At 42.5% G+C, this 25330-nt stretch carries 23 protein-coding genes and 1 pseudogene; 4 read left to right on the forward strand and 20 right to left on the reverse strand.

Going from position 1 to position 25330, the window contains the following annotated elements; translation table 11 throughout:
• Nucleotides 1-97 precede the first annotated feature (97 nt).
• A complete protein-coding gene (locus B3M90_RS08085) occupies nucleotides 98-745 on the forward strand; it encodes a class I SAM-dependent methyltransferase (protein ID WP_290783286.1) in 648 nt (215 codons plus the stop codon).
• A 735-nt stretch (nucleotides 746-1480) separates the two neighbouring features.
• On the opposite strand, the gene B3M90_RS08090 is transcribed toward B3M90_RS08085, so the two are convergent.
• The 12 genes and pseudogenes from B3M90_RS08090 to B3M90_RS08145 all read right to left on the reverse strand — a co-directional run bounded on the left by B3M90_RS08090 (nucleotide 1481) and on the right by B3M90_RS08145 (nucleotide 10820).
• Entirely contained in the window at nucleotides 1481-2398 is a 918-nt protein-coding gene (locus tag B3M90_RS08090) for a proline dehydrogenase (protein WP_290783288.1), read from the reverse strand.
• A gap of 84 nt (nucleotides 2399-2482) precedes the next feature.
• Nucleotides 2483-3157 carry a TVP38/TMEM64 family protein gene (locus B3M90_RS08095; protein ID WP_290779020.1) on the reverse strand — a complete coding sequence of 225 codons (675 nt, stop codon included), beginning with the start codon at nucleotides 3155-3157 and terminating at the stop codon, nucleotides 2483-2485.
• A complete protein-coding gene (trhA, locus tag B3M90_RS08100) occupies nucleotides 3154-3813 on the reverse strand; it encodes a PAQR family membrane homeostasis protein TrhA (RefSeq protein WP_290783425.1) in 660 nt (219 codons plus the stop codon). Before trhA ends, B3M90_RS08095 begins: the two co-directional genes overlap by 4 nt.
• A 218-nt stretch (nucleotides 3814-4031) precedes the next feature.
• A pseudogene (gene hisIE, locus B3M90_RS08105) lies at nucleotides 4032-4647 on the reverse strand (bifunctional phosphoribosyl-AMP cyclohydrolase/phosphoribosyl-ATP diphosphatase HisIE).
• On the reverse strand, nucleotides 4644-5393 hold the full coding sequence (gene hisF / locus B3M90_RS08110; RefSeq protein WP_023469183.1) for an imidazole glycerol phosphate synthase subunit HisF: 750 nt from the start codon (nucleotides 5391-5393) through the stop codon (nucleotides 4644-4646). The pseudogene hisIE and the gene hisF overlap by 4 nt, the downstream one beginning before the upstream one ends.
• Complete coding sequence (hisA, locus tag B3M90_RS08115; RefSeq protein WP_029342450.1) at nucleotides 5387-6091, reverse strand: 1-(5-phosphoribosyl)-5-[(5-phosphoribosylamino)methylideneamino]imidazole-4-carboxamide isomerase; 705 nt, start codon at nucleotides 6089-6091, stop codon at nucleotides 5387-5389. The genes hisF and hisA overlap by 7 nt, the downstream gene beginning before the upstream one ends.
• Nucleotides 6064-6651 (reverse strand): imidazole glycerol phosphate synthase subunit HisH, encoded by a 588-nt coding sequence (hisH, locus tag B3M90_RS08120; protein WP_255997628.1) that lies wholly within the window; start codon nucleotides 6649-6651, stop codon nucleotides 6064-6066. The genes hisA and hisH overlap by 28 nt, the downstream gene beginning before the upstream one ends.
• Nucleotides 6648-7229, reverse strand: coding sequence for an imidazoleglycerol-phosphate dehydratase HisB (gene hisB / locus B3M90_RS08125; protein ID WP_035396348.1), 582 nt, complete (start codon nucleotides 7227-7229; stop codon nucleotides 6648-6650). Before hisB ends, hisH begins: the two co-directional genes overlap by 4 nt.
• A complete protein-coding gene (locus B3M90_RS08130; protein ID WP_290783290.1) occupies nucleotides 7202-8173 on the reverse strand; it encodes a pyridoxal phosphate-dependent aminotransferase in 972 nt (323 codons plus the stop codon). The genes hisB and B3M90_RS08130 overlap by 28 nt, the downstream gene beginning before the upstream one ends.
• Nucleotides 8173-9390, reverse strand: coding sequence for a histidinol dehydrogenase (hisD, locus tag B3M90_RS08135; protein WP_290783293.1), 1218 nt, complete (start codon nucleotides 9388-9390; stop codon nucleotides 8173-8175). The genes B3M90_RS08130 and hisD overlap by 1 nt, the downstream gene beginning before the upstream one ends.
• Nucleotides 9387-9998 (reverse strand): ATP phosphoribosyltransferase, encoded by a 612-nt coding sequence (gene hisG / locus B3M90_RS08140; RefSeq protein ID WP_290783295.1) that lies wholly within the window; start codon nucleotides 9996-9998, stop codon nucleotides 9387-9389. The genes hisD and hisG overlap by 4 nt, the downstream gene beginning before the upstream one ends.
• On the reverse strand, nucleotides 9999-10820 hold the full coding sequence (locus B3M90_RS08145; protein WP_290757583.1) for an ATP phosphoribosyltransferase regulatory subunit: 822 nt from the start codon (nucleotides 10818-10820) through the stop codon (nucleotides 9999-10001).
• A gap of 122 nt (nucleotides 10821-10942) precedes the next feature.
• Here B3M90_RS08145 and hisJ point away from each other — a divergent pair, with 122 nt between their 5' ends.
• Nucleotides 10943-11737 carry a histidinol-phosphatase HisJ gene (gene hisJ / locus B3M90_RS08150; protein WP_055968870.1) on the forward strand — a complete coding sequence of 265 codons (795 nt, stop codon included), beginning with the start codon at nucleotides 10943-10945 and terminating at the stop codon, nucleotides 11735-11737.
• A gap of 39 nt (nucleotides 11738-11776) precedes the next feature.
• Here hisJ and B3M90_RS08155 read toward each other — a convergent pair whose 3' ends face one another.
• The 3 genes from B3M90_RS08155 to hxlA form a co-directional block, all read right to left on the reverse strand.
• Nucleotides 11777-12547, reverse strand: a complete 771-nt coding sequence (locus B3M90_RS08155; RefSeq protein WP_214852568.1) for a DUF4367 domain-containing protein — start codon at nucleotides 12545-12547, stop codon at nucleotides 11777-11779.
• 185 nt (nucleotides 12548-12732) lie between these two features.
• The gene (gene hxlB, locus B3M90_RS08160; protein WP_290783298.1) at nucleotides 12733-13281 is read right to left on the reverse strand and encodes a 6-phospho-3-hexuloisomerase; all 549 of its coding nucleotides are present in this window, start codon (nucleotides 13279-13281) and stop codon (nucleotides 12733-12735) included.
• Nucleotides 13282-13917, reverse strand: a complete 636-nt coding sequence (gene hxlA, locus B3M90_RS08165; protein WP_023469194.1) for a 3-hexulose-6-phosphate synthase — start codon at nucleotides 13915-13917, stop codon at nucleotides 13282-13284.
• Between the two features lie 204 nt (nucleotides 13918-14121).
• On the opposite strand from hxlA, the gene B3M90_RS08170 reads away from it, so the two are divergent.
• The gene (locus B3M90_RS08170; protein ID WP_029342458.1) at nucleotides 14122-14487 is read left to right on the forward strand and encodes a winged helix-turn-helix transcriptional regulator; all 366 of its coding nucleotides are present in this window, start codon (nucleotides 14122-14124) and stop codon (nucleotides 14485-14487) included.
• 205 nt (nucleotides 14488-14692) lie between these two features.
• On the forward strand, nucleotides 14693-15619 hold the full coding sequence (locus B3M90_RS08175; RefSeq protein WP_290783300.1) for a DUF5655 domain-containing protein: 927 nt from the start codon (nucleotides 14693-14695) through the stop codon (nucleotides 15617-15619).
• Between the two features lie 175 nt (nucleotides 15620-15794).
• Here B3M90_RS08175 and B3M90_RS08180 read toward each other — a convergent pair whose 3' ends face one another.
• The 5 genes from B3M90_RS08180 to B3M90_RS08200 all read right to left on the reverse strand — a co-directional run bounded on the left by B3M90_RS08180 (nucleotide 15795) and on the right by B3M90_RS08200 (nucleotide 25321).
• Nucleotides 15795-16304, reverse strand: coding sequence for a GNAT family N-acetyltransferase (locus tag B3M90_RS08180; protein ID WP_290783301.1), 510 nt, complete (start codon nucleotides 16302-16304; stop codon nucleotides 15795-15797).
• 71 nt (nucleotides 16305-16375) lie between these two features.
• A complete protein-coding gene (locus tag B3M90_RS08185; protein ID WP_290783303.1) occupies nucleotides 16376-19360 on the reverse strand; it encodes a DEAD/DEAH box helicase family protein in 2985 nt (994 codons plus the stop codon).
• A 12-nt stretch (nucleotides 19361-19372) separates the two neighbouring features.
• Nucleotides 19373-21352, reverse strand: coding sequence for a site-specific DNA-methyltransferase (locus B3M90_RS08190; protein WP_290783305.1), 1980 nt, complete (start codon nucleotides 21350-21352; stop codon nucleotides 19373-19375).
• Nucleotides 21342-22070: a DUF4391 domain-containing protein gene (locus B3M90_RS08195; protein WP_290783307.1), complete on the reverse strand. Its 729-nt coding sequence runs from the start codon at nucleotides 22068-22070 to the stop codon at nucleotides 21342-21344. The genes B3M90_RS08190 and B3M90_RS08195 overlap by 11 nt, the downstream gene beginning before the upstream one ends.
• Complete coding sequence (locus B3M90_RS08200) at nucleotides 22067-25321, reverse strand: helicase-related protein (RefSeq protein ID WP_290783309.1); 3255 nt, start codon at nucleotides 25319-25321, stop codon at nucleotides 22067-22069. The genes B3M90_RS08195 and B3M90_RS08200 overlap by 4 nt, the downstream gene beginning before the upstream one ends.
• Nucleotides 25322-25330: the final 9 nt, after the last annotated feature.

Here is a 25330-nt window from a genome sequence, read left to right on the forward strand (position 1 = left end):
TACATCTTCATCATAAATGAATAATGATTCAGTAGCAATAAAAAATCAGTCAATGGACAAATTTTCCTGTTAGACTGATAAAAAGGAGTGGTTGAAAATGAGTCAAACCGAGCATGTATGGAATCAAAAAGCCGCCGACTGGGCGGATCGCGCTGACGATATGTGGACGAACGGCAGCCGAAAAACCGTTTTGCCGTTCTTACGAAAAACGATCACCGGTGGTCGTTTGCTTGATCTCGGTTGCGGTGATGGTGCAGCCTGTCGCTTACTGACACCGGACTTTCAGACAGTCGGACTTGATGTCTCAGATGAGATGATCCGGATCGCCCGTGAAAAATCACCCGAGCAGACATTCATCGTCGGGACTGGCGAAGTGTTACCGTTCGCTGATCATGCGTTTGATGTCGTCCTCGCCGTTAACTCACTCGAATGGTCGACACGTCCCGTTCAAGTGCTGCAAGAAATCGAACGCGTCGCCCCGCTTGTCGTCATCAGCCTACTTGGTCCGACAGCCGCTCCGCGGCAACTTGCTTACCGTCGTCTACACGGTGAGGAAGTCGCGATGGGGAATACGATGATGCCGTGGGAACTGTTGCAACTAGCAAAAGAACGGGGTTGGACGTTACTCGATGAAGCGGTCATTCAAAAAGAAGGAGCCGTCATGACGGGGCATCGGTTACTGGATCAAGCCCATGCTTTCTCGTGTTTGTTTGCTTTTCAGACGACAGCTGTGAGGGAGAGATAAATATGTCACACAGTACCTTTTATACGTCTATATTAATAGCTTTATGTATTGTTTTTTTATTTTACATTGATGCTCTCGATGTTCTAGAAAGATGGCAATTCTTCCTACTCTTTATTGGTCTCTTATTCTGTATACAGGCATTGGGGGACCGTTTATTTCGACGTTATCGGGAGAAACGTTTCCAACCACAAACTACTGTCTTCTTAATGATTGGTTTATTTGCTGGGATGGTGTTTCTAGGTAATATCATTTGGCCATGATGCGAAATGATCGATGTAACGCACTATTCACCTCACTGTCTTCTCACCCGCTTTCCTCAGGCGAGACACAAGCCAGTCTTCCTCATCCTTCGGATGACGAATCCGGGTCTTGTTTGTCTCTGACAGCGCAAGGTGAAACATCGCGCTTTTTCCTGTAGGAGTCGGGTGAAGACATGTGAGGAGAATGCACTCATTTGTTATCCAAAGAACTCAAAAGCGATCGATTTCCGTCAATAGAATCGATCGCTTTTTGATATAAGTTCATCTAAGACGAACCGGGCATCTTCGACTCCTACAGGAAAAGGAAGCATGAGCCATGCTTCCGTCAGGGAAGAGGAAGACCCGGCAAATCGCATGAAATGCGAGATGCCGCGGCTTACTTCCCGCCTGAGGAAAGCGAAGATGCTGAGGACGTCCGGTGTACTATGCATTTTTCATACAAAAAGACGATGCAGCGTTGCATCGCCTTCTCTTCTTATCCTTTGACCATTCCTTTGAGAACGAAGGCAACGTTTGCCGGTCGTTCTGCTAAACGGCGCATGAAGTAACCATACCAGTCACGTCCATAAGGGACATAGACACGGACTTTATAGCCTTGTTTGACGAGTTCGAGTTGACGCTCAACCCGGATGCCGAATAACATCTGGAATTCGAACTGGTCTTTTTCAATCCCGTTTTCTTTAGCGTAACGGATGATTTGCTCGATCATCGCATCGTCATGTGTTGCGACGGCAGCATAGTTTCCGAGTGATAATTGTAACTTCACGAGCTTGATGTAGTTGTGATCGACATCTTCTTTTTCTGGGAACGCCACCGTTGCCGGCTCTTTATATGCCCCTTTAACGATCCGGAGATTCGTCTCGAAGCGTCCGACACGTTTGATATCATCTTCCGACCGGTAAAGGTATGACTGGATGACCGTACCGATGTTATCGAAAGATTGGCGCAATTCTTCAAACAATTGAATCGTCTTTTCACAACGTGGCTCGTCTTCCATATCAATCGTGACGAAGACACCGAGTTCTTTCGCCCGCGTTAAGATCCGTTCCATGTTCGAGCGAATCAAGTCGCCCGAGATATCAAGTCCGAGTGATGTCAGTTTCAACGAGAGTTGCGAGTCTAATTTTTCTTCCGCAATCATCTCAACCGCACGAATACATTCTTGTGTCATCATCTCTGCTTCCGCTACCGTCGAGATGAACTCCCCTAAATGGTCCATCGTGACGCATAATCCTTTTGCGTTCAATTCCTGGATCGCCCGTTTTGATGCTTCCAATGAATCCCCTGCCACGAAGCGACTTGCTCCGAATTTAAGCCCGTATCGCTTGGCGAGACCGTTCAATGTCTTGTTTTGCGATAAGAAGATAAAACCATCCCGTAGTACTTTTTCCATCACTCATGATTCCCCCTAAATAAATGCTAGGCTGTTTTACCGTATCGGTTCACATCTCTGCCTTTATATTATGACATAAAGCGCTTACATACGCTCTTTCTTTTGTTTATTTTTGAGAATCTGTTGTGCGACAAGTCCTACGGCAAAGAATAAGACATACAGACCGATCGCGAGGAAGAACTGCCATGAGAACGGATCGCGTAGGCTTGAGCCGATATTGTTGTAAACGAACGCACCGGGAATGATCCCGATATAGTTCGCGATGGCGAACTGTTTAAAGCGGATTTTTGATAATCCGGACGCGTAGCTGATCGCGTCAAACGGAAATAGCGGAATCAACCGGACGATCAAGACGACGAGAAAGCCGTTCGTTGCAATCCGTTCGTCGAGTACGTTCAGCTTCCCTTTCCCGATCAACTTCTCAACTCCACGGCGACCGAGCAACCGGGCGATCCAAAAGCTGAGCAATCCACCCGTACCGGCACCAATAACATCGAGTAGTGTTCCGAGCCACGGACCATACGTATAACCGCCAAAGACGGTCAAAAGACTCGCCGGAAAAAAGACGAGTGGTCGGACGGTATAAGCGAGCACATAAAGCAACATCCCTGTCAGACCTTGATTCCGTACCCAATCCGATAATGCTTGAATGTCGAATTGCTCCAACATTCCCGACATCCGGAAATACAGGAGCAATCCAAGTCCAAACATAAAATACAGCGTGATCGGGAGCCAGTCCCGGAGCCGTAGTTTCTTCATGACATCGTCGCTGGAGCAACGTAATAGAAAATCGACAGGAAGATCAACACACTACCAGCAAGGACGAACAGATGCCAAATCGCGTGGTTATACGGCAAGCGTGCCCAGACGTAGAAGATGACGCCGAGCGAGTATGCAAGGCCGCCACCGAGTAGCAGTAAGAATCCTTGGAATCCGAGCGCTTCATAGATCGGCTTGATCGCAAACAGACAACACCAACCAAGAATCAGATAAGACGCGTTCGAGATCCAGACATATTTCCCCGTCGAGTAGAGCTTCCAGATGATGCCGAGCGTCCCGACACCCCAGACGATGCCGAGCAATGTCCAGCCGAGCGGACCACGGAGTGTGATCAAAGCGAACGGTGTATAACTACCGGCAATCAACAGATAGATACCGGCGTGATCTAAAATTTGCAAGACCTTGTTCGCTTTCGTATGCATCAGTGAATGCATCAAGGTCGAGAACAGATAAAGAAGAATCATCGTTGCCCCGAAGATACTGACAGCTGTGACGTTCCAAGCGCTGCCGGATTTCGTCGCCTGCAGGATCAACAGCACGAGCGCGACGATACTGAAAATAACACCCAATCCGTGTGTAATGGCACTGGCGATCTCCTCTTTCAAGGAATCACCTTTTGCGAGTAGCTCTTCGATCGTTTCCTTCGATTGTTGCTTGATCGTTTGCTTGATTTCTTTTTTCGTAACCACTCGAACACCTACTTTCTAAAAACAAAGGACTATGCTTTTGATTATACGCCCTCATGCGACAGCATGCCTATCGAAAGATTCTGTCGATTTGATGACAACCGTCATCTGTTTGTCTTTTCCCGCTTATACAAAAATCCACACCGCCTTTGCGATGTGGATGTCGTTTACCATTGTTCAATATCCGGGCGATCCTTGAACGTCGATTTTGTACCGTGACGTTCGTTAAGGACGGCTTCGACTTCTTTGAATGAGACACCGCGCTCAGCGAGCAAGACCGTTAAGTGATACAACAAGTCTGCTGTCTCTTCTGCTAACGTATCGTTACCAGCGAGAACGACTTCAAATGCCTCTTCGCCGAACTTCTTCGCGATCTTCTCATATCCAGAAGCAATCAAATAGTTCGTATAGGATTCTGCTTCTTTCGCGTCAATCTTCGCTTTGACCGTCTGTTCCAGTTCGTATAACATCGGGCACCTCCACTTCCGTATAGAAACAACTACGATTTCCTGTATGGCATGTCGGACCATTCGCTTTGACCGTGATCAAGAGACTATCTTGATCACAGTCAATCCACATCCGTTTGAGTTCAAGCGTGTTCCCGCTCGTCTCCCCTTTCGTCCAGAGACGATTCTTCGTCCGCGAGAAGAAGGTGACAAGACCGGTCGCAAGCGTCTTATCATAAGCGGCTTGGTCCATGAAGCCGACCATCAAGACATCGTTCGTCTGCTCGTCGACGACGACGGCAGCGACGAGTCCTTTTGAAAAATTCAATGTCGTCATCGGACTTCGACTCCCCGTTCTTTGAGGTAGGCTTTCGTTTCCGGCATCGTGTATGTCGCTTCATGGAAGATTGAAGCAGCAAGAGCCGCGTCAGCGCCTGCCTCTAGTCCTTCCGCTAAGTGATCGAGCGTTCCGACCCCACCGGAAGCAATGATCGGCACGTTAACGACTTCACGCAGACGACGGATCAAGGCGAGATCATAGCCGTCTTTTGTTCCGTCAGCGTCCATTGAAGTGACGAGTAATTCACCGGCACCCAGGGCAACGGCTTCCTGCGCCCACTCAATTGCGTCACGTCCGACCGGTTGTGTGCCACCGTGTGAGAAGACACCCCACGAGTCGCCGGTCTGTTTCGCATCGATCGCGACGACTGTCGCTTGGACACCGAACAGGCGGCTGACTTCTTGAATCAGTTGTGGATTTTGGAGTGCTGACGAGTTGAGTGAGACTTTGTCAGCACCAGCACGAATCAACCGTTTCGCGTCTTCGATCGTCTTGATTCCGCCACCGACCGTAAACGGCATGTAGATGACTTCTGCGACGCGTTCGACGATATCAAGCATCGTCTCGCGCCCTTCTTGCGTTGCTGAGATATCGAGCAGGACGAGTTCGTCCGCCCCTTGCTCGTAATAATACTTTGCGACGGCGACCGGGTCACCGAGATCACGTAAATTCTGGAATTTAACGCCTTTGACGACACGTCCTTCCTTGACGTCAAGACAGGGAATGATACGTTTCATCAACATACGCGTAACACCTCTTTTAAGGCGAGGGATCCGTCGAGCAACGCCCGACCGACGACCGCTCCGTCCATCCCGATCTCTTTGAGACGCGCGACGTCATCGACCGTCGTCACACCACCAGAAGCGATCAATTCGACCCCTTCCCGCTTCAAGCGATCAAGTCCATCGACATCCGGTCCCATCATCATTCCGTCACGCGAAATGTCTGTATACAGGAACGTCTTGATCCCTTTGCCGATCAAGTGCGTCATCGCCTCTTCGAGCGTCCAACCGCTCGCTTCGAGCCAACCGCGTGTTTGAACGATGCCTTCTTTGGCATCCAAGGCAACGGCTAGTTTATCACCAGCAAGAGCAATCATCTGCTCAAGTAACGCTTCGTCTTCAAGAGCAACCGTACCGACGAGAATCCGGTCGATTCCGGCACCGACGTATGCTTCGACCGTCTCGATGTTACGGACACCACCACCAGCTTCGACGAACAAACCGGTTTCCTTTTTGATGTCGGCGATCAAGTTCAAGTGTAACGGTTCGCCGGCTTTTGCACCGTCAAGATCGATCAAGTGAATCGCTGTCGCACCATCTTCCTTGAAGCGCTTCGCGATCGTCAGTGCATCACCGAAGAATGTCTGTTGGTCAAAATCTCCTTGCTTTAGGCGTACGGCCTGTCCGCTCATTAAATCGATTGCTGGGTAGAGTTGCATGTCGTCTCTCTCCATTCCTTCAGTAGTTTCAATCCGACTTCGCCACTCTTTTCCGGGTGGAACTGCATTCCCGTGACTTGTCCTTTTTGAACGATCGCCGGAACAAGGCGTCCGTATTCGACCGAATCGACGATCCACTCTGGATCACAGACGGCACCGTACGAGTGGACGAAATAGACCGCTTCGCCGTGGTTCGTCAGCTGGTGCCAGCCCATGTGTGGTAAGCGGACATCGCTCGGTAGTTTTTCGATCGTTCCTGGTAAAATGCCGAGACCTTCCGTCAGTCCATCTTCGTCACTCGATTCAAAGAGCAATTGCATCCCGAGACAAATCCCGAGGAACGGTTTCTTTTCGGCTTGTTCTTTTAAGAAGTCGACCAGTCCCGTCTCCTTCAAGCGCTCCATTGCCGGTGCATAGGCACCGACACCGGGTAAGACAAGTGCTTCTGCTTGGTCGAGCAACTCCGTGTCACTCGTGACGATGACTGCTTCGCCGAGCTCCTTTAACGCCCGCTCGACATTCGCGATATTCCCGACGCCATAATCGACGATTGCTATCATTGATCAATCAACCCTTTCGTAGACGGTACCCCTTCGCTCGTCACGGCAACTGCCTGACGGACGGCCCGACCGAGTGCTTTGAACAACCCTTCGATCATGTGGTGTGTATTCGAACCATACAAGACTTCGGCATGAATCGTCATCCGGGCACTGCGCGATAAGCCTTGGAAGAACTCTTCTGCGAGTTCCGTATCAAAGTCACCGAGCTTCGGATTCTTGAAACTAGCACGGAAGACCGTGAACGGACGACCGCTGAAATCGAGCACGACCGACGCGAGTGTCTCATCCATCGGTACACGCGATTCGCCGTAGCGTTCAATCCCGGCTTTATCGCCGAGCGCTTCCGTCAACGCTGCCCCGAGGACGATCGCTGTATCTTCGACCGTGTGGTGCGCATCGATCCACGTATCACCTTTTGCTGTCACCTTCAGACCGATCCGGGCCTGAAAGGCAAATAACGTCAACATATGATCAAAGAACCCGACACCAGTCTTAATCTCAACCGGACCTCCTGCGAGATCGACCTCAACCTTGATGTCTGATTCTGCACTTACTCGTTCGCTTGCGCCACGCCGCATCGTAATTCCTCCTCTACACACGTTTCTAATACTTGCATCGCTTCTGGTGATCCACAACTGACACGGAATGCCTGGTCAAACAAGCGGATCCGTAATCCAGCGTCAGCACAACGCTGCGTAAAGCGTTCGGCTTCCGGATACTCGACATAGACGAAGTTCGCTGCACTCGGATACGTCTTGCCGATTGGCGTGAGAATTCGCTCGATTGCTTCGCGACTCGCATACGTTTCTTCTAAGACCCGATCGAGTTCCGGTTCTGCCATGATGGCGATGCCGACAGCTGCTGATAGACCAGAGACGTTGTACGGTGATTTAATCTGTTCGATTTCTTCAATGATTTGTTCGCTCGCGATGACAAAACCAAGTCGAAGCGATGCGAGTCCGAACGCTTTTGAGAGCGTCCGTAAGATGATCGCTTTCGGATATTCCTCTAGTAAATGAAGCATCGACTGTTCGAGCGCGAAGTCGATGTACGCCTCATCGATAACGACGTATTTGCCACTATCGAGCAAACGACGGATGTCCGCTTCCTTGCGGAGGACACCGGACGGATTGTGCGGGTGACTCAAGAAGATGATCTCACCAGGAGCTGCGATCAATCCGTCGACGTCAAGCGCCATCTCGTCGAGTAACGGTACGCGTTCAAACGGTGCCCGTGCCCGGTCAGCGTAGAACTGGTACATGACGAAGTCCGGTTCCGAGGCGATGACCGGCATCCCGGGTCCGCCGTAGCGGGCACATAAGTAGCCGATCAACTCATCCGAGCCGTTCCCGGCGACGAGTTGCGTCGGACGGACACCAGCGTATGTTGCGTACGATGTCTTAACTTGATCGATGATCTCGACAGGATATTCATTTAAAGGGAACGTTGCGATCAATTCCTGGATCGCTTCGATCCCGACTGGACTGTGGGTCGTGAATCGTTCGTTTTGGTGTAATCGCATTAGTCTTCCCTCACTTCGATGGCTTGTGCGTGTGCTTCGAGTCCTTCGACCCGGGCAACGGTCTTCGCTGCGTTCGCGAGACGTTGTACGCCTGCGCGTGTGGCTTCGAGCATCGACTGGTGACGAAGGAACGTCCGCGCTGATAATCCAGACGCAAAACGAGCTGTGCCGGATGTCGGTAAGACGTGATTCGTTCCAGCGACGTAATCGCCGAGCGTTTCCGGTGTCTCGTGACCGAGGAAGATCATCCCGGCGTGACGGATCGACTTGACGACCTCTTGCGGATTGGCAACGGCAAGTTCCAAGTGTTCCGCTGCGAGACGGTTCGCTTCTTCGATTGCTGTTTCGAGTGGAGCGACGAAGACGCCACCATTTTCCATCGCACGACGGGCAATCTCTTGACGCGGCAATTGCTGTAAGCGCCGCTCGATTTCTGTATCCACCGCTTGTTTCATCTCTTCCGTTGGCACGAAGGCGATCGCGACAGCGTCACGGTCGTGTTCGGCTTGCGCAAGGAGGTCGGCTGCGATCCGGTCCGGATGCGCTGTTTCGTCCGCGATGACGACAACTTCCGATGGACCGGCAACCGAGTCGATGCCAACAATCCCGTAGACTTGGCGTTTTGCTTCAGCAACGAAGCGGTTTCCGGGTCCGACGATCAAGTCAACGGCTTGGATGCTTTCTGTTCCAAATGTCAGCGCGGCGACCGCTTGTGCTCCACCAATCGTATAGATTTCTGTCACACCAGCGATGCGTGCCGCAACGAGAACCTCATCACTTAAGTTCGTCATCGGTGTCACCATGACGACGCGTTCGACTCCGGCAACTTTCGCTGGAATCGCGTTCATCAAGACCGTCGATGGATAACTTGCTGCACCACCCGGTACGTAGATCCCGACCGAATCAACGGGAACGAACCGTTGGCGTCGTGTCACGTCTGCTTCGACGAGTTCGATGTCAGGCGGTAGTTCTTGTTCGTGCCACTCGACGAGTCGTGTCGCCATCAACTTCAACGAGTCAATCAAGTTGGCGTCTGCCTGTTCGAAGGCTTTTGTGATCCGTGTTTCACTGAGACGGAAATCTTCGAGATCGACCTGATCGAATTGGTTCGTGTAATCGCGGACAGCAGCGTCACCGTCTGTTGCGACGCGTTCGAGAATCGCGCGGACCGCGAGCTCCGTGTCGCGATCGATGCTGAATGGTTTTGTCGGTGTCATGATCGTGTCACTCCTTCTGTCAATTGCTCGAGCAAGCGGATGACTTCCACCCGCTTCCGTTTTAACGTCCATTCGCTCGTAAAGAATCGAGCGCTGATATCGATGATTTTTTCGTATTCATTTAGTCCGTTTGCCCGTAACGTCTCACCTGTCTCGACGATATCGACGATTGCGTCAGCAAGACCGAGTAACGGCGCTAACTCGACCGAACCGTTCAACGGTACGATGTCGACGTCGACACCGAGTTCGCTGAAGTAGCGTTTTGCGATGACCGGATACTTCGTCGCGATCCGGACGCGGCGTCCGCCTTCGAATTGCAACGGTTCCTTTGCACAGACGGACATCCGGCAGACTCCGAATGGCAATTCCGCGAGTTCTGACAGTTCTTGATCCGATTCGAGTAAGATGTCGCTCCCCGTGATCGCGACGTCAAGGACGCCTTGAGCAACGTACGGAATCAAATCCGATCCTTTCATGAAGACGAATTCGTGCTCGCCCCGTTTGACGATCAGTTCGCGTTCAACGGCTCCCCATGTCTCGACGCCAGCTTCTTTCAGATAACGTTCTGTCGCTTTCGACAGCCGTCCTTTCGTAATTCCGATTCGCATTTAGAGCACCTCCGCCAACCGTTCGACCGAGAATCCGATGCCGAACGCCTGTTGTTCTTGTCCGAATTGTTCATAAAGCCGGTCATAGCGTCCACCGACGAGGACGGGTTCCGTCACACCTTCGATGAAACCGTGAATCGTGATCCCGTCATAGTACGTCTGTAAGCCCATTTGACCGAAGTCGAGATCGGCATTGACGGCTTCCGCGAGATCAAGCACGGCATTGAGTCGTGTCTCGTCGACGTACGGTAAGATCGTCTCTGCCCCTTCGCGTCCGAATAATAAAGGAAGTTTCGCGAGTAAAGCATCATCAAGTTGACCCGCGATTCGCTTCAGTTCGATGACGTTACGTAAACGGAGCATCTGCGTCACTTGGTCGCGTAAGTGGTGATCACCGACGCGCGTCTCAATCAAATGCTCGATCAATCCGGCATCGCCGATCGAGAGTGTGACTTCTTTTCCTGTCAGTTCTTCGACGAGTCGGACCGCGAGTTGAATTGCTTCGATTTCCGCGATTTGTCCCCGTTCCTCGAATCCGACTTGGAACTTCTCTTCCGGTTGAAAGACCGAGCCACTGTAGAAGACACGTTTATATTGTTCGCGACCACGTTCGCTAAGGGCACGCGCGACACTAGTCGTAAAATCCATCCGAATCTGTTCCCGTCCACCGATTTCCTCAATTAAGGGGGTGATTAATCGGGTATAGTTAGATTGTTCGAGTCCATCCTCGAGCTGACGGATGACCCGTTGAAGCCGTGTTGCCGAGGCACCGACATAGTCCGTCGCTCCATCCTTGAGTCGAATCGTAGAAAATGATTGCATACTCCCACTCCTTTATCTTATTATCACTGTACCACGCTAAATTATTTAACGATAAGATACCGTGTTTCGGGCACATTGTCAATCGCTTTGCTTGCCAATTCTAAAAAATCGGAGGGTTACTCATGCAATTATTGAAATGGGACGGTCACGTCCACAGTCCATATTGTCCACACGGTACAAAGGATCCACTCGAAGCCTACATCGAGCGGGCGTTAGAGCAAGGCTTAGAACGGATCAGCTTCACGGAACATGCCCCTTTACCTGAAGGTGTGACGGATCCTGCGCCAGATAACGATTCCGGAATGTCGTTCGCGACAGCCGATGCCTATCTGAAGGAATTGACACAACTCCGCGAGACATACAAGAATCAGATTGATATCCGGATCGGGATGGAGTTCGACTACTGGGAAGGGCATGTCGACGGGACGCGTGACATCATTGCCCGCTACGCTGACGTCTTAACCGACGGCATTCTCTCACTGCATTACTTATACATCGATGAGCAATATTACGGCGTCGACTTCAGCAAGGAAAGCTTCGGTGAGATCGTCACGAAACTCGGAAGCGTCACGGCGGTACACGAACGCTATTATGAAGGCATCCAAGCCCTCGTCATGACGGACCTCGGTGCACACCAGCCGAAGCGCCTCGGTCACTTAACGTTACCGACGAAATTCATCCAAGCCTATCCGCTTGAGTCGAACCCAACGAACCTCGACGACACGTTACGGAAGATCCGTCAGGCGAACTTCACACTCGACGTCAACACAGCAGGACTCCGAAAGCCATTATGTGGTCTTTCCTATCCTTACCCGGAACTCCTGCAAGTCACGCAGTCGTTATCGATTCCGCTCGTCTATGGATCAGATGCCCATCTCGCAAAAGATGTCGGTGCTGATTTCGATTTCAAATGGTAAAACAAAAATCCGGATGCCGCAGCGTCCGGATTTTTTTGTTTAGGAATATGGAAAATCAGCAGCTTCGACAGGAGCAATCGATCGTGCTAATTTTTTTAATTGTGCTAGCGACACGTTACCAGACAGGAGGACGATTTGGTTGTCCTCGACGTAATAGAGGTTCGCTCTCCCTTGTTTCTGCTCGAAATAAGCCGTCTGTCCGTTCGCAAGTGTCGTTTCTTTCCAGTCCTCGCCTTGAACGTCTTGCTTCGGAACAACGGTTAGAAGAATCGTTTGGGACTTCGTGTGGAAGAACCAAACACTATCGTCCCCATTAGGAGTCGAACTACTCATAATCGCTTGGAATGTCGAGAACGGTAAATTCAAGCCGCGAGCAGAACTACTCTTCTTAATGTTTTGAACGTCGTCATATGAGACGCCTCCTAACATCCAGTTCGTCTCTTGCTTGGTATACTCTAGTACAGCAAGACGATCTGCTCCTTTTGGATAATGCAGCGTCACGTAAGCATGATTTCCGACAACGATACTGCTCCAGATATCACCTTCAGTCGGGTGCGCTTTTGTTCCATCTTTAAAGTAAAACGTCACGTGACGACGGAAATCCGCTTCAAACGAATCCTGTTCTGAAAAGTCCTTCGCTTTAATGCGTTGCACGATGGCATCGGGATTATTTACATCTTCAGCAGTATTATCCTCGATCCAGTGTGACCTAAGCTGATTCAAAGGCGGAATTTGGTCCGGTTCTGCACAACCGGTCAAGATACTTGCAGCGAGTAAAGCACTGATTACACCAATCCGTTGAAATCGCATGACAATCTCCTTTTCCTCTTTTTCCTTTCTTTGAGTATCTCACGTTGCGGGACTAAGTCTTTAAGAAAATTATGAAAAGAAGGAAAGGAGAATTTCTGATTAATACGCATTCATACGCGAAAAATCTACAGACAAAAACAGACTAGCCCTCTTCGATTGAAAAGAACTAATCTGTTTCGTATGTTTCACTCTAAGTTGGCATGTTTCCCGTACATCGTCTGCGAATCGAGCTGTTTGTCTTCCATGATCTGCAGAATCAAGGCATCATAGAACAACAACATCGTCTGTTCAAACAACGAGCCCATCGGTTGAACTGTCTCGTCCGCTAATGCCGTTTGTTCTTTCGGAACTCCGGGCAATTTGACGACTAAGTCTGCAAGTAGTGCTAACGTCGACGTCGGATTAATCGTGACGACGGCAACCGTTCCACCGATTTGCTGTGCTTTCTCGACGATTGGAATCAAGGTTTTCGTCTCACCCGATCCGGAACCGACGATCAACAAGTCACCCTCGCGTAAATTCGCCGTGACCGTCTCACCGACGACATACGCGTCGAGTCCCATGTGCATCAACCGCATGACGAACGCTTTTCCCATTAAGCCGGAGCGACCGGCTCCTGCGAGAAAGATTCGGTTCGCTTGCAGCACAGCGTCTGCCAGTTCTTTTGTCTCGGTTGCATCGATCGCTTCGACCGTCGAAGTCAGCTCTTCGATAATCGTTTGAATATGTGTCATTTACGCCTCTTGCAGCATCCGGTGCATCGTTGACGCTGTCTCTTGTTTATCATCTTGTCCCGTGATACCGCCACCGACGATGATCAAATCAGGACGTGCTGCGATGACTTCTGGTAACGTCTCCATCTTGATGCCACCCGCAACAGCAGTTTTTGCGTTCGTCACAACCGACTTGATTGTCGCGAGATCCTCGAATGAATTTTGACCGACTGCTTGCAAATCGTACCCTGTGTGGACACAGATGTAGTCGACGCCTAATGCATCCAGTTCTTTCGCACGTGTCGCGATATCTTTCACAGCAATCATATCAACGAGAATCTGTTTGCCTGATTTTTTCGCTTCTTCGACTGCCCCTTTGATTGACATGTCTTCCGCTGCCCCAAGAATCGTCACGATGTCAGCACCGTGTGCGACAGCTTGGCTGACTTCGTAACCGGCAGCGTCCATGATCTTCAAGTCAGCGAGGACCGTTAAGTTCGGGAACGCGGCCTTCATTTCTTTGACGGCGCGGAGCCCTTCGTTGATGACGACTGGTGTGCCGATCTCAACGATATCTAAATTGTCTTCCCCGATTTCTTTGACTAAAGCAATCGCACCTGCTGTATCGACTAAATCAATTGCGAGTTGTAATTTCATTTTGTATCTCTCCCATTCTTCTCTATATTGTCGTACCTGACACTTCCTTCAGACATTCAAGAAGGAACAGGACTAAATATAATCCGCAGGAGCATTCTTGAGAAGTACGCACTTTTAATTTACATAGTGCGGTTTTTTATACATAGTGCAAAAAAGTATACTGTCAATCGGAAGAAAGACTATACTGGAGCAGGAGGTGAAACGATGCCACATTTTGAAGACCGTCAGTTTAACTGTGAGAAGGAATTGACACTCTCGATCATCGGGGGAAAATGGAAGATGCTCATTCTTTGGCACTTAGGCAAGGAAGGGACAAAACGCTTCGGGGAACTGAAAAGTCTGATGCCCGGGATCACGCAACGGATGCTCGTCAATCAACTACGCGAACTCGAAGACCACCATATCATTCACCGGGAAGTCTATCCGGTCGTACCACCGAAGGTCGAATATTCGTTGACGCCACACGGACATAGCTTAATGCCGATTTTAGATGCGATGTATGACTGGGGTAAGGATTATGCGAAAAATGTTCTGGAGATCGACTTCGAACAACAAAAGATATCGCCATAAAAAAGATGCTCGTGGTCTCATCTCTTTTTAGAGATAAGTCCACTGAGCATCTTTTTAAAATTCATCTAAAGATAGGAAGCTTTGCTACTTTTTAAATAATTCATGTTTCGTTTTACAATGAATGGAAGTCTAGTATCATAATAATAAAGTGCTCATTTTCAAATCAACAATATACATTTTTAATTAAATTTTAAAGGAGATACCAATGGGAGATATAAAATTTTTTAAAATAAATAATGGTACAGTTCAAGAATTAAATGGGCAATCGATTAGACTTGAAAAATCTTTACAAAAATTGATTGAAAATCATCTTGAATCATTTCTCGGCATTCGTTTCTTGGCTTCTGAATATTCAACAGGAAAACGTCATGGCGGAAGAATAGATACACTAGGGATTGATGAGAATAACTCACCTGTAATTATTGAATATAAACGTTCAACAAATGAAAATGTGATAAACCAAGGACTTTTCTATTTAGATTGGTTACTTGATCATAAAGCGGAATTCAAATTATTGGTAATGCAAAAATATCCTAAAATCGATTTAGAAAGTATCGAGTGGAGTAGCCCTAGATTGCTTTGTATTGCTGGTAGTTTTAATAGGTATGATGAGCATGCTGTACAGCAAATAAATCGCAATATTGAGCTTTATCAATATAAGCATTATGATGAAGGATTTTTAATGCTAGATTTAGTTAATGCAACAACCGAACAAGTTAACTCTACTAAAGACGATCTACTAGTTAAATCTTTAAAACCTATTAATACTAGACAAGGAAAAACTGTTTCTGAGTATATAGAACGAGCAGATGACAAATTAATAGACCGGTACGAAAACTTAAAAGCTTTTATCTTAGCTTTAGGTGATGATATTCAAGTTAAAGTATTAAAATATTATATAGCATTTAAACGTATTAAGAATTTTGTATGTGTTGAAGTTCATCCACAATCTAATATAATCTTACTATATCTAAAAATTAATCCATCAAATATTAACATCGAACCAGGATTCACTAGAGACGTTAGTAATATTGGACATTATGGAACTGGCGATTTCGAAATACGTATTAGCAATGATGAAGAACTAGAAAAAGCTAAAACATACATTGAACAATCTTATGATTTAAGCTAAAAAATATATGAGGCTTGAGTTGTTTCACATCAGTTTCGTATTCTTACATCCGATCACTATAGTTGTTTAAAGCTAACTAATTTAAGAACTTTTTAATGGTGTTCAGAAAGAATTGGTCCATAAAAAATGCTTAGTGAACTCTTCTCTATGTGAGAAGAGCTACTAAGCATCTTTTTTAGGATTCTTCCGCCGTATAAATCTTCGACATCGCCAGTTCATCAACGTATTCCCCATCGATGAAAAGCGATGCAATCCGTGTGCCTTCGATGTTAAAGCCAAACTTATGATAGAGTTCGATCGCCCGCAGATTGTCTTTGCGAACCGTCAACTCGAGTCGGATGAGCCCTTCTTCAATCGCAAACGCATCAACCGCTTCTAGTAGCCCCGCACCAAGACCACGACCCGTATAGGCATCTAGCAAGCCGATGACGAGATTCGCTCGGTGACGGATTCGACTCGGTTCGCCACCAACGACGAGTGCATACCCGACGAGTTGGTCATCGACGTCCACAACAAAGATATCCGAGTTCGCAGCCTGACCGAACTTCTCGATGAACGCCTCCGCCTGTTCCGTTGACAGGACGCGTTCCTCTGGCTCGTACAACATATATTTCGTTTCCCGATCAATTCGTCGCATCAAGTCCGATAAGGCTTTTCCGTCCATCAATGTGGCGCGTCGTATCATAGGTGTCAGCTCCGTTTCTAAAGAAACCAGATTTATAAATCAATTCTTATTGCATCCCTAGCATTTCCCACTTAATATACTTCACTGAGTTGAGTAGTCTTCTTAAAAGTAATCCCTGTTTCGATTGCAGAAAAATGCTTTTCTCCACACCGAATTTTTGCTAATTCTGTTGGACGTAAATCTTCTGAAGCAGTACTACCTTTTGTTTCAACAATGAAATATAAACGATCCTTTCCATCTCTTTCAAGAGCTAATGCCCAGTCTGGATTGTACATACCAAGTGGTGTTTTAATCTTAAATTCTCCAGGAAGCTTAATATAAAATTTTACGTTCGTGTCTTGCTCACAGGATTCTGCAAATTCTCTTTCCACCGATGAATCGACAATAACATGATCATAAGGTGAACGATTACTCACTACCGAAACGATCTTATCACTATATGTTTCAATTTCTTCCTTCATGAAAAGTGACTGATCATATACTTCATCGCCTGGTGTTCTCTCATACTTAATACCATCAATGATTTCCATACGTTTTGCGGCATTAATAATGCGAGCTGATTCCATCATATACATTTGCGGATTTCGTTTAAAATCTACTAAAGTGTCACTCTCTTTTAATATTTGAATTAACGTTTTGCGCCTTAGTTTCGTCTCATTTTGCAAATACGTTATAATATCTGGTGCTTTTTCGTATTTTCGTTCAGTCATAGAAAAAATCGTATTTTCTTCTTTAAGTGTTGATATACCAGACTCATCTACTTCGAGTCTACTACGCTCATATTCTAATTTATCTATGCGAACAATCAGCTCATCATTCAATTTTTCAGCAACGTGCTGTATAAATCTATTGGTATCCATTTGAATCGTATAGTTTGTTTTATACTTAATTTGATCCCACAATTCTAAAAATGGACCTGAGAGTGCTTCTTTGTTTAATTTTACTTTTACTTTTTTTTGATTATCTTTTATTTCAATTTTTTCAACATTGAATTTCAATTCAATTATTTCGATAACTTTTTCTTTCATATCTAATGCAAGTTCTTTAAAAGTATCTGGAATATCAAATGTTTTTTCCTTGATTGCTTTTGCAAGTAATTCTGTACCTTTACACTTGGCATCAATATAATCCTGTTCTTTCAAATATTCTACAAGTTGTTCAGATTTTTCAATTCCTAGCGGCGTTTTAATTCCCGTGTGCTCATCTACTTGAATCACAAGTGAACTAAAAATATCTTGTTTAAAGAGTCCGAATTCCATTCCTTCTTCTTCGTACTCAGTTTGTAACCCTTTAGCAAATTCATCATAACTTTCATTTGCCATGACTGTTAAAGTATTGACCTCGAAACCTGGAACGCGCTCACCATCTTGATTGACTGCAATACGAAGACCTCGTCCAATTTTTTGACGCTTTGTAATCGTATCAGTCGACTCAATTAGCGTGCAAATTTGAAAAACATTCGGGTTATCCCATCCCTCTTTTAAAGCAGAATGTGAAAAAATAAAACGATATTTATGTGCAGATTTCGTATTTCCGCTTGCTTCATCATAGATAGTTAGCAAATCCTCTTTGTTTTTCATGATGATATTGTATGTGGTCTCATCTTCTTTTGAAGATCCTAACGTATTTTTCACCTTATTTTTTCCATCTATCGAGAAATAACCATTGTGAACCTCTTTAACCGACACTCCATGATCACGAAGTTTTTTATACTTAGAAGATTTTATAACGTTCTCATATTCTTCTTCAAATATTTGTCCATATATCCCTAGTAATTCGTTACCTTCTCTATCATATTTTCGATAGTTAGCTACGTTATCAATAAAGAATAAACTTAATACTTTAATTCCTCTATCATTAAGTTTCAACTCTTTATTTAAATGCTCCTCAATCGTTTTTCGAATCTGAGCACGCTTTATTTCTAAATCTTCATTTTGTGATTGACTCAAACGAATTATAGATGGTTCACCTGAAAACTCGATGTATTCATTGTTTAGCTCTGCTGAAATATCTTTTACAAAACCAACAGACTCATAAGCAACAATATGTTTCGATTTAGTATAAAGGTCGTCGCCTTGTTTAAGCTTAAATTCTTTTTTTTCAATTTCTCCTTTATTTTTTACAAGCATTTCAACAGTTGCTGTTATTGTTTTAGGAGTAGCTTTAACATTCACTAATTTTAAGTATGCATTATTACCATCGATAGAACGTGAAATTCCAGCTACTTCAATTTGTTTGACAAGCTTTTGTTGATACGCTTCCACTGGACCAAGTTTATAAATTAATGGATAGTTTTTATTCTTATGTGTTGCAGAGAATCGGAATGCTACTAATGGTTTTAATGCTGCGATAGCATCTTGCGCATTTTCAGTATTGTCTACACTTTGTGGTTCATCGATAATCACAATGGGATTGGTCTCTGAGATTAACTCAATTGGAGCAACACCATGTAATGTATCCATATCATTACGATAAATAATATTCATATTGTCATTATTTTTAGTACTCTTTGAAAAAGCTTGAATATTAATTACCATGATTTCAACTTCATTACTCGTCGCAAATGCCTGAACTTCATTGAGTCGTGAACTATCATACATAAAAGAGCGATAGATTTGTCCTTGCATTTGTGTTCTAAAATGATCACGAGTCATTTCAAGTGTTTTCATAACTCCTTCTTTTATCGCTACAGAAGGAACTACAATAATAAACTTAGTGAAACCGTATTTACGATTCATTTCTAAAATCGATTTTAAATAAACAAACGTCTTTCCGGTACCAGTTTCCATTTCAATATTAAACTGAAGAAATTTATTAAAAAAATCTTTAGCAATCGGAATACCCTGATCAATTTGAATTTGATGGACATTTTGTAATAATTTACTATGCGAAACATCAATTTTATTACCGATACCTATTTGACCAAAAAGCTTTCCTTGTGTAGATTGATCCATAATTGTAAATTCCGATTTTCGAATTTGTTGTCCTTCGAAAACTCTTAATATTGCGTTTACTGCATCTGACTGATACATTAATTCATCAAACTGAATTTTCATATATAATCACCTTTAAATCGTTAACAAGTTATCTTCCGGATAACCTGCATCTTTTAGAATTTCAATACAATTCAACTTGTCTGAGTCATTGATAAAACCAGAATCGCAAAAAATAACACTACTCGTCTCTGAACCTTGCTCATCACGGCGTACAATGATCGCTTTTGCGATTTCTGGTGTGATTCGATTCGATAAACAAATAAATAAACTTCCAAACGCAATATCGTAAATTGTTTGATCATCGACTTCAAAAATTTCAATAGGATATGTTAGTTCTAGACCTTGTTTCAGCATAATTTCATATACAGTATCTAATTCCGAACGACCTTCAACAAAAATTGACTCATATAAATCTAATTCATCTTCCAAGTTTGAAAAATCTACATTCCATTCTCTTATATTTGAAGTATCAAGTTTTAGCACTTTAAAACCGATATCTAGTGATTCTGGATCAACAGTTCTTTCATCCAAAATACTCGACTGCAGTTGTTTTTCTTGTAGTTCTTTTTTTATTTTTTCACCTGCACGACGAATACGTTCCTCACCAATGTCGCAAATAGTACGATAGCCATCTTTATAGGCCTCAGATTTTTCATCTAATATTTCTGGAAGCTGAATCATAATAAATTTACGATTTCCGTTATCTTCGGAATTTAGTTGCATTGTTGCATGGGCTGTTGTTGCAGATCCCGAAAAAAAGTCTAAAATTATAGAATCTGAATCCATAATACTAATAATTCTTTTCATGAACGTCAACTGCTTAGGATTATCAAAGTTTAGATTATTTTCCTTAAAGAAATTATAATCTGGTCTTTGATCATCAGACATGATAGATTTGGGTCTTTGCTTAGAATTTTCTTCTAGATATCTTTTTATTGTAGGTAAGCTTCCATCTGAATGAAAATGAATACGATTATCTTCTACTAATTTTTTTAATCTCTCAGAGTTGTATCTATATCCACCGGGTGGTACAGAATCATAGTCGTTAGTTAGAGGATTAAATAAAGGTTCTAAATTTCCATTCTTGACACCGCCTAAGTTATCTTTTCGATATACACCCCTTTCATCTAAATACCAATAATTTGTAAAATCTATAAATCTAGGGTATTTAGTAAGTTCTTTTAATTCATTTGTTATCTCATCATTTGACATGTTGTTTCCTTGCAAATAGGCAATTCTTTTTTTATACTCTTCGATATTATTTTTATCTACAGCCCATTTTTGATCAGAATGTTTTTCATTTAGTATATTAATATTTTTGGAGTAAACTAAGCAGTATTCATGACTTACTGATAAAAACAACGCTTGATTCTTTGTACTATTTGTATTTCTAATTATTGTTCCAATAAAATTATTTTCGCCATAAATTTCATCACAAATTCGTTTCAAGTTACTTTGTTCACTATCGTCAATACTAATAAAAATAACACCATCATCAGTTAGTAAGTTTTTAGATATTTTTAGTCTTGCAAACATCATATTTAACCAATCTGTATGAAAACGTCCATTACTTTCCGTATTCGTTCTAATCATTTTTCCTTCAATGTCTATTTGACCTGTCTGCTCTAAGTAATTTTGCAATCCATCTGTAAATTTATCCTTATAAACAAAATCTTTTCCAGTGTTATATGGAGGATCAATATAAATCATTTTAATTTTATTGTTGTATGATTTTTGTAAGAGTTTTAATACTTCTAGGTTATCTCCTTCAATATAGAGATTTTCAGTTGTATCAAAATTTTTACTTTTATCAAAATCTGGTCGTAAAGTACCTTTTGATGGTCTTTGCGCTCCCGCAATCATTTTTTTCTTTCCGTTCCATGTAAACTGATAGCGTTCTTGTTCATTTTCTATAACTTCACCAAGAACTGTCTTCAACATATCAAAATCAATTTTTTCGTTATCTGTTATGACTTCTGGAAATATTTTTTTTAGGTGTTCAATATTCCTTACTGTTAAATCTAAAGATTCTCCGCTCATTTTATTGATCATGTCTTTGCTCCTTTTCTATTAGTGCCTGTTTTTGAAGCTTTATTTTATTAGCTACTTGTTGCATTTCTATTCTTTTATTTAATTGCTTTTCTTGTTTTGCACGTTTAATATAATCTTCTATTTGTGAATCCATAACAACTAATTCTTCTAGTAAGTTACTTTCCAATGAAACTGGTGCATAGATGTTGTAACGAGCTCCCAATTCTAAATGTAATAGTTGTTCAATCCAAGACTCATAAAACAATTTTAAGTTGTCTTTATTAAAAGAATCAAACTCTAAAAATTGTTCCGCATTTTTCATGATAATTTTATTGAACTCGTACACCCTATCATGCGTTAAAAAACCATCTTTTTTCTTTATATGCGTTGCCAAAATCCATTTTGTATTGCTACCATCAAAAAACAAAATAACAAGTGGATTAGGTATGATATTCATAAACATCTTATAAATTTGATTAGACTTCCTTAAATCATGCACAGATACTAATAATAAAATAATTGAATCGTATCGCTCAGTCTCACTTTCAAATGGTTCGATATTTGTATTATTAGTTTGAATCGTTGCTAAAATACGAATCCCTCTAGAAACTACATTATCAGAAATGACCTTCTTCTGGACCGGATTGAGTTTGTCTTCCAATTGATTGTACGGTAAGGTTCTCATGATATGAGTTGCTTTAGGAAAACCCACTGCTTTTAATAATCGTATTTCGTTCATAAAGATGCATCCTTTATAACTAAAAATGAAATTAGTTCTATCTCAGTTTCATCTAACTCTGAATGAGCCTGTAATGTACTTGTCCCGAAGTTAAATAAACTTTCAAATCCGACCTCATCTTGCTTATCTTTGATGATATTAATCGATTTTTTTAGTAATTCTTGATAATGATCCATATCAACCGCATCATTCGTCTGTTCATTAAACCAATTCACGGCATTTAAATCGGGTTCATTATAACCGAGTGTTAATTTTCGATAAACATCCAAGATTTTTTTCGCATGTGTATAATGGATAAATACCTTACCTTCGTCTGTTACATAGAGCAAAATATGAGAACCTAAATTATTATCCTCCATCGCAACTTTTTTATGTTGCTTAACACAAAAAATGACCCCTGGAACAGCTTCTGGTAATGATTCATTAGTAATAACAGCATAAAGACCTTTCACTGCTGTAGAAAGTTCTTTTTTATAGTTCTTTAAAGCTGTACCTAAGTCGCTTTTAAAGTCGGTATATGTCAAATCGGTAATCGAAATCGCCCCAGAAATATCTTCTAGGTTCAGTACGTCATTTTGTAGAGATTTTAATTGATTGCGACGATATTCTAAGTCATTCATTTCTTTGGAAGATGTCTCTAAAAAATCTTCTTCACCTGAAGCAGAAGTACTTAACATTTTCATTCGTCCTTTGACACGTTCCTCTAAATTAATATATTCATCTAGTTCCATATTCGGCCAAAAGTTTACAAGTTGGATTTTTTCATTAACTGAACCAATTCTGTCAATCCGTCCAAAGCGTTGAATAACACGCACTGGATTCCAATGAATATCATAATTTATCAAATAATCGCAGTCTTGCAAGTTCTGACCTTCTGAAATACAATCCGTCGCAAAGAGAATGTCTATTTCACTTGTTTGTTTACTAAATACTTTATTGCGTTCTTTCGAAATCGGAGAAAAATTCATTAAAATATCGTTGATATTATTTAACCGAACTCCTTTTAAGGTACATTTATTAACTGAACTACCAGTAACTAATGCAGAATGAAGGTTATTATTTAATAAGCGTTCTGATAAATGTTCATATAAATATTTCACTGTATCAGCAAATGCCGAAAAAATGATGACTTTTTTATTTCCTGGATTGATTGGATTCTCTATTTTTTTTTGAATCACTTGTATTAAATGTTCAAGTTTTGCATCGCGGTCTGTTGAAATTTGTTTTGACTGATTTAATAAGGTTTGTATTATTGTTAAATCACTACGTAAATCACCTGACCACTTTAAGGCATCCATATCACTCAATTGAACTTTTACTTTGTCACTACCTACAGTAACCGCTTCAAGTTGTTCGTCGTCAAACTCTGTTTCGTCATAATATTGCTCTGAATATGATTGCTCATTTCTAAGCTGTAATGTGAGTAAAGTTTCTTCGATACGACTTACTAGTTTTTCCAGAGTCAGTCTAAATGCATGAATCGAACTTTCTAGACGTTTAAATAGATTGACCTTCATCAATGCAGCTACAGCGTATTCACGATCGGTTTGTTTAAAAGTTGACTGTCCATTTTTTACTTTCGTATCATACAAATTTTCGTAATAATTTATTCTATGCGGTAGAATATATTTCATTGGTTGATAGATACTAAAGTTTAATGATTCCAATTTTTCATTTACTTCACTCATATTAATGAATTTTTGTCTCGTATCAACATCAGATTTAATCGAAATTGGCTTTAATCGCGTTGGAAAACTTCCTACGTCTGTAACATTATAATATTTCTCAATATGTTTTCGACTCCGTGCAATAGTTAGCAAATCAAGCAACTGGAAGTAATCTTGATCCACCATATCTAAAAATTTTTCTGTCGTACGTATTTTTACCGGAAGAGTCGCCCACCGATTAAAAGCCGTCTGGGCCAATCGTAACGTTTTTTCGATACTTTCAATACCCTCTTTTTGAAGTACATTGTCCTTATCTTCTGTAATAAAAGCAATTTGGTTTTTCATGTCATTCATTTTGTTGTTTACTGGAGTAGCAGATAGTAATAAGACTTTAGTTTTAACACCATTTTTAATAATATCCTGCATTAATTTTTGGTATCGTGTTAATCGACCTTGTCGTGCAACATTATTTCTAAAGTTATGTGATTCATCGATGACAACTAAATCGTAATTTCCCCAATTGATTGTATCTAGTCGAACTCCATCTGACGTACCACTTTCTCGACTCAAATCGGTGTGATTCAACACATCATAGTTAAAACGATCTGTACTTAAACTATTTCTTTTATCGTTTTGGGTGTAGATCGTCCAGTTATCTCTAAGCTTTTTAGGACACAATACTAGAACGCGATTGTTTCTCAACTCGTAGTATTTAATAACTGCTAGGGCCGAAAAAGTTTTACCTAATCCGACACTATCCGCTAAAATACAACCATTATGCTTTTCGATCTTATCGATAATACCGATTACACCATCGCGTTGAAATGGATAGAGCTTATTCCATATAATTGTTTCTTTAAAATTCGTTCCTTCCTTAATAACACTTTCTTCTAAAAATCCATCTATGTTTTCAGAAAAAATGCTATATAGAGTAACAAAATAAAGCCACTCCGGTGCATTTTCTTTTTGAAAAGCATTCAGTTGTTGTAAAACTTCTTCAGTGATTTCTTTTGACTTTGTATCATCTTGCCAAATTCGATTAAATTCTGAAAGTAGGGTCTTTGTAATACCAGCTTTTTCTTTCAAAAAAGTATAACTAGATTGACGGTTCGATGGAGTAATACCTAGTCCGTCCGCCGTAAAGTCAATTTCAGATTGTATTAAAATATCTTCACTCGATTTATTCTCAATTAATATCTGTTTCGGATAAATTACTTCTCCTAAAATCGTTTTAAATTGAGCATGATTACTAATCCACTCAGATAGTTCTCTAGCAATTTGTTTTGTTTGCATTTGATTACGTAATGGAATTTCAAAGTGGTTACCTTCTATTTCAAATTTTTCTTTACTTCTTTTTACTACTTTAAATTGTTGATTAATATCTATCTCTTGTTGATAAAAAGTTGATTCAGTAAATAAAAAACGAAAAGAATCACCTTTATCTATTATTTTTTTTAATTCTTTAAAAACATTTATACTAAATTTAGCAGAAGAAATAGTAATGGATGATCCCTTTTTCACTTCATTTTTCATTTTTTGAATAAGAGTGTTATTCCCCTTGTTATCAACTAAATCTACTTTCAACTTCAAACA

It is taken from the genome of Exiguobacterium sp. UBA6309 (assembly GCF_002439205.1).
In the GTDB taxonomy this organism is placed as follows: Bacteria; Bacillota; Bacilli; order Exiguobacteriales; family Exiguobacteriaceae; genus Exiguobacterium_A.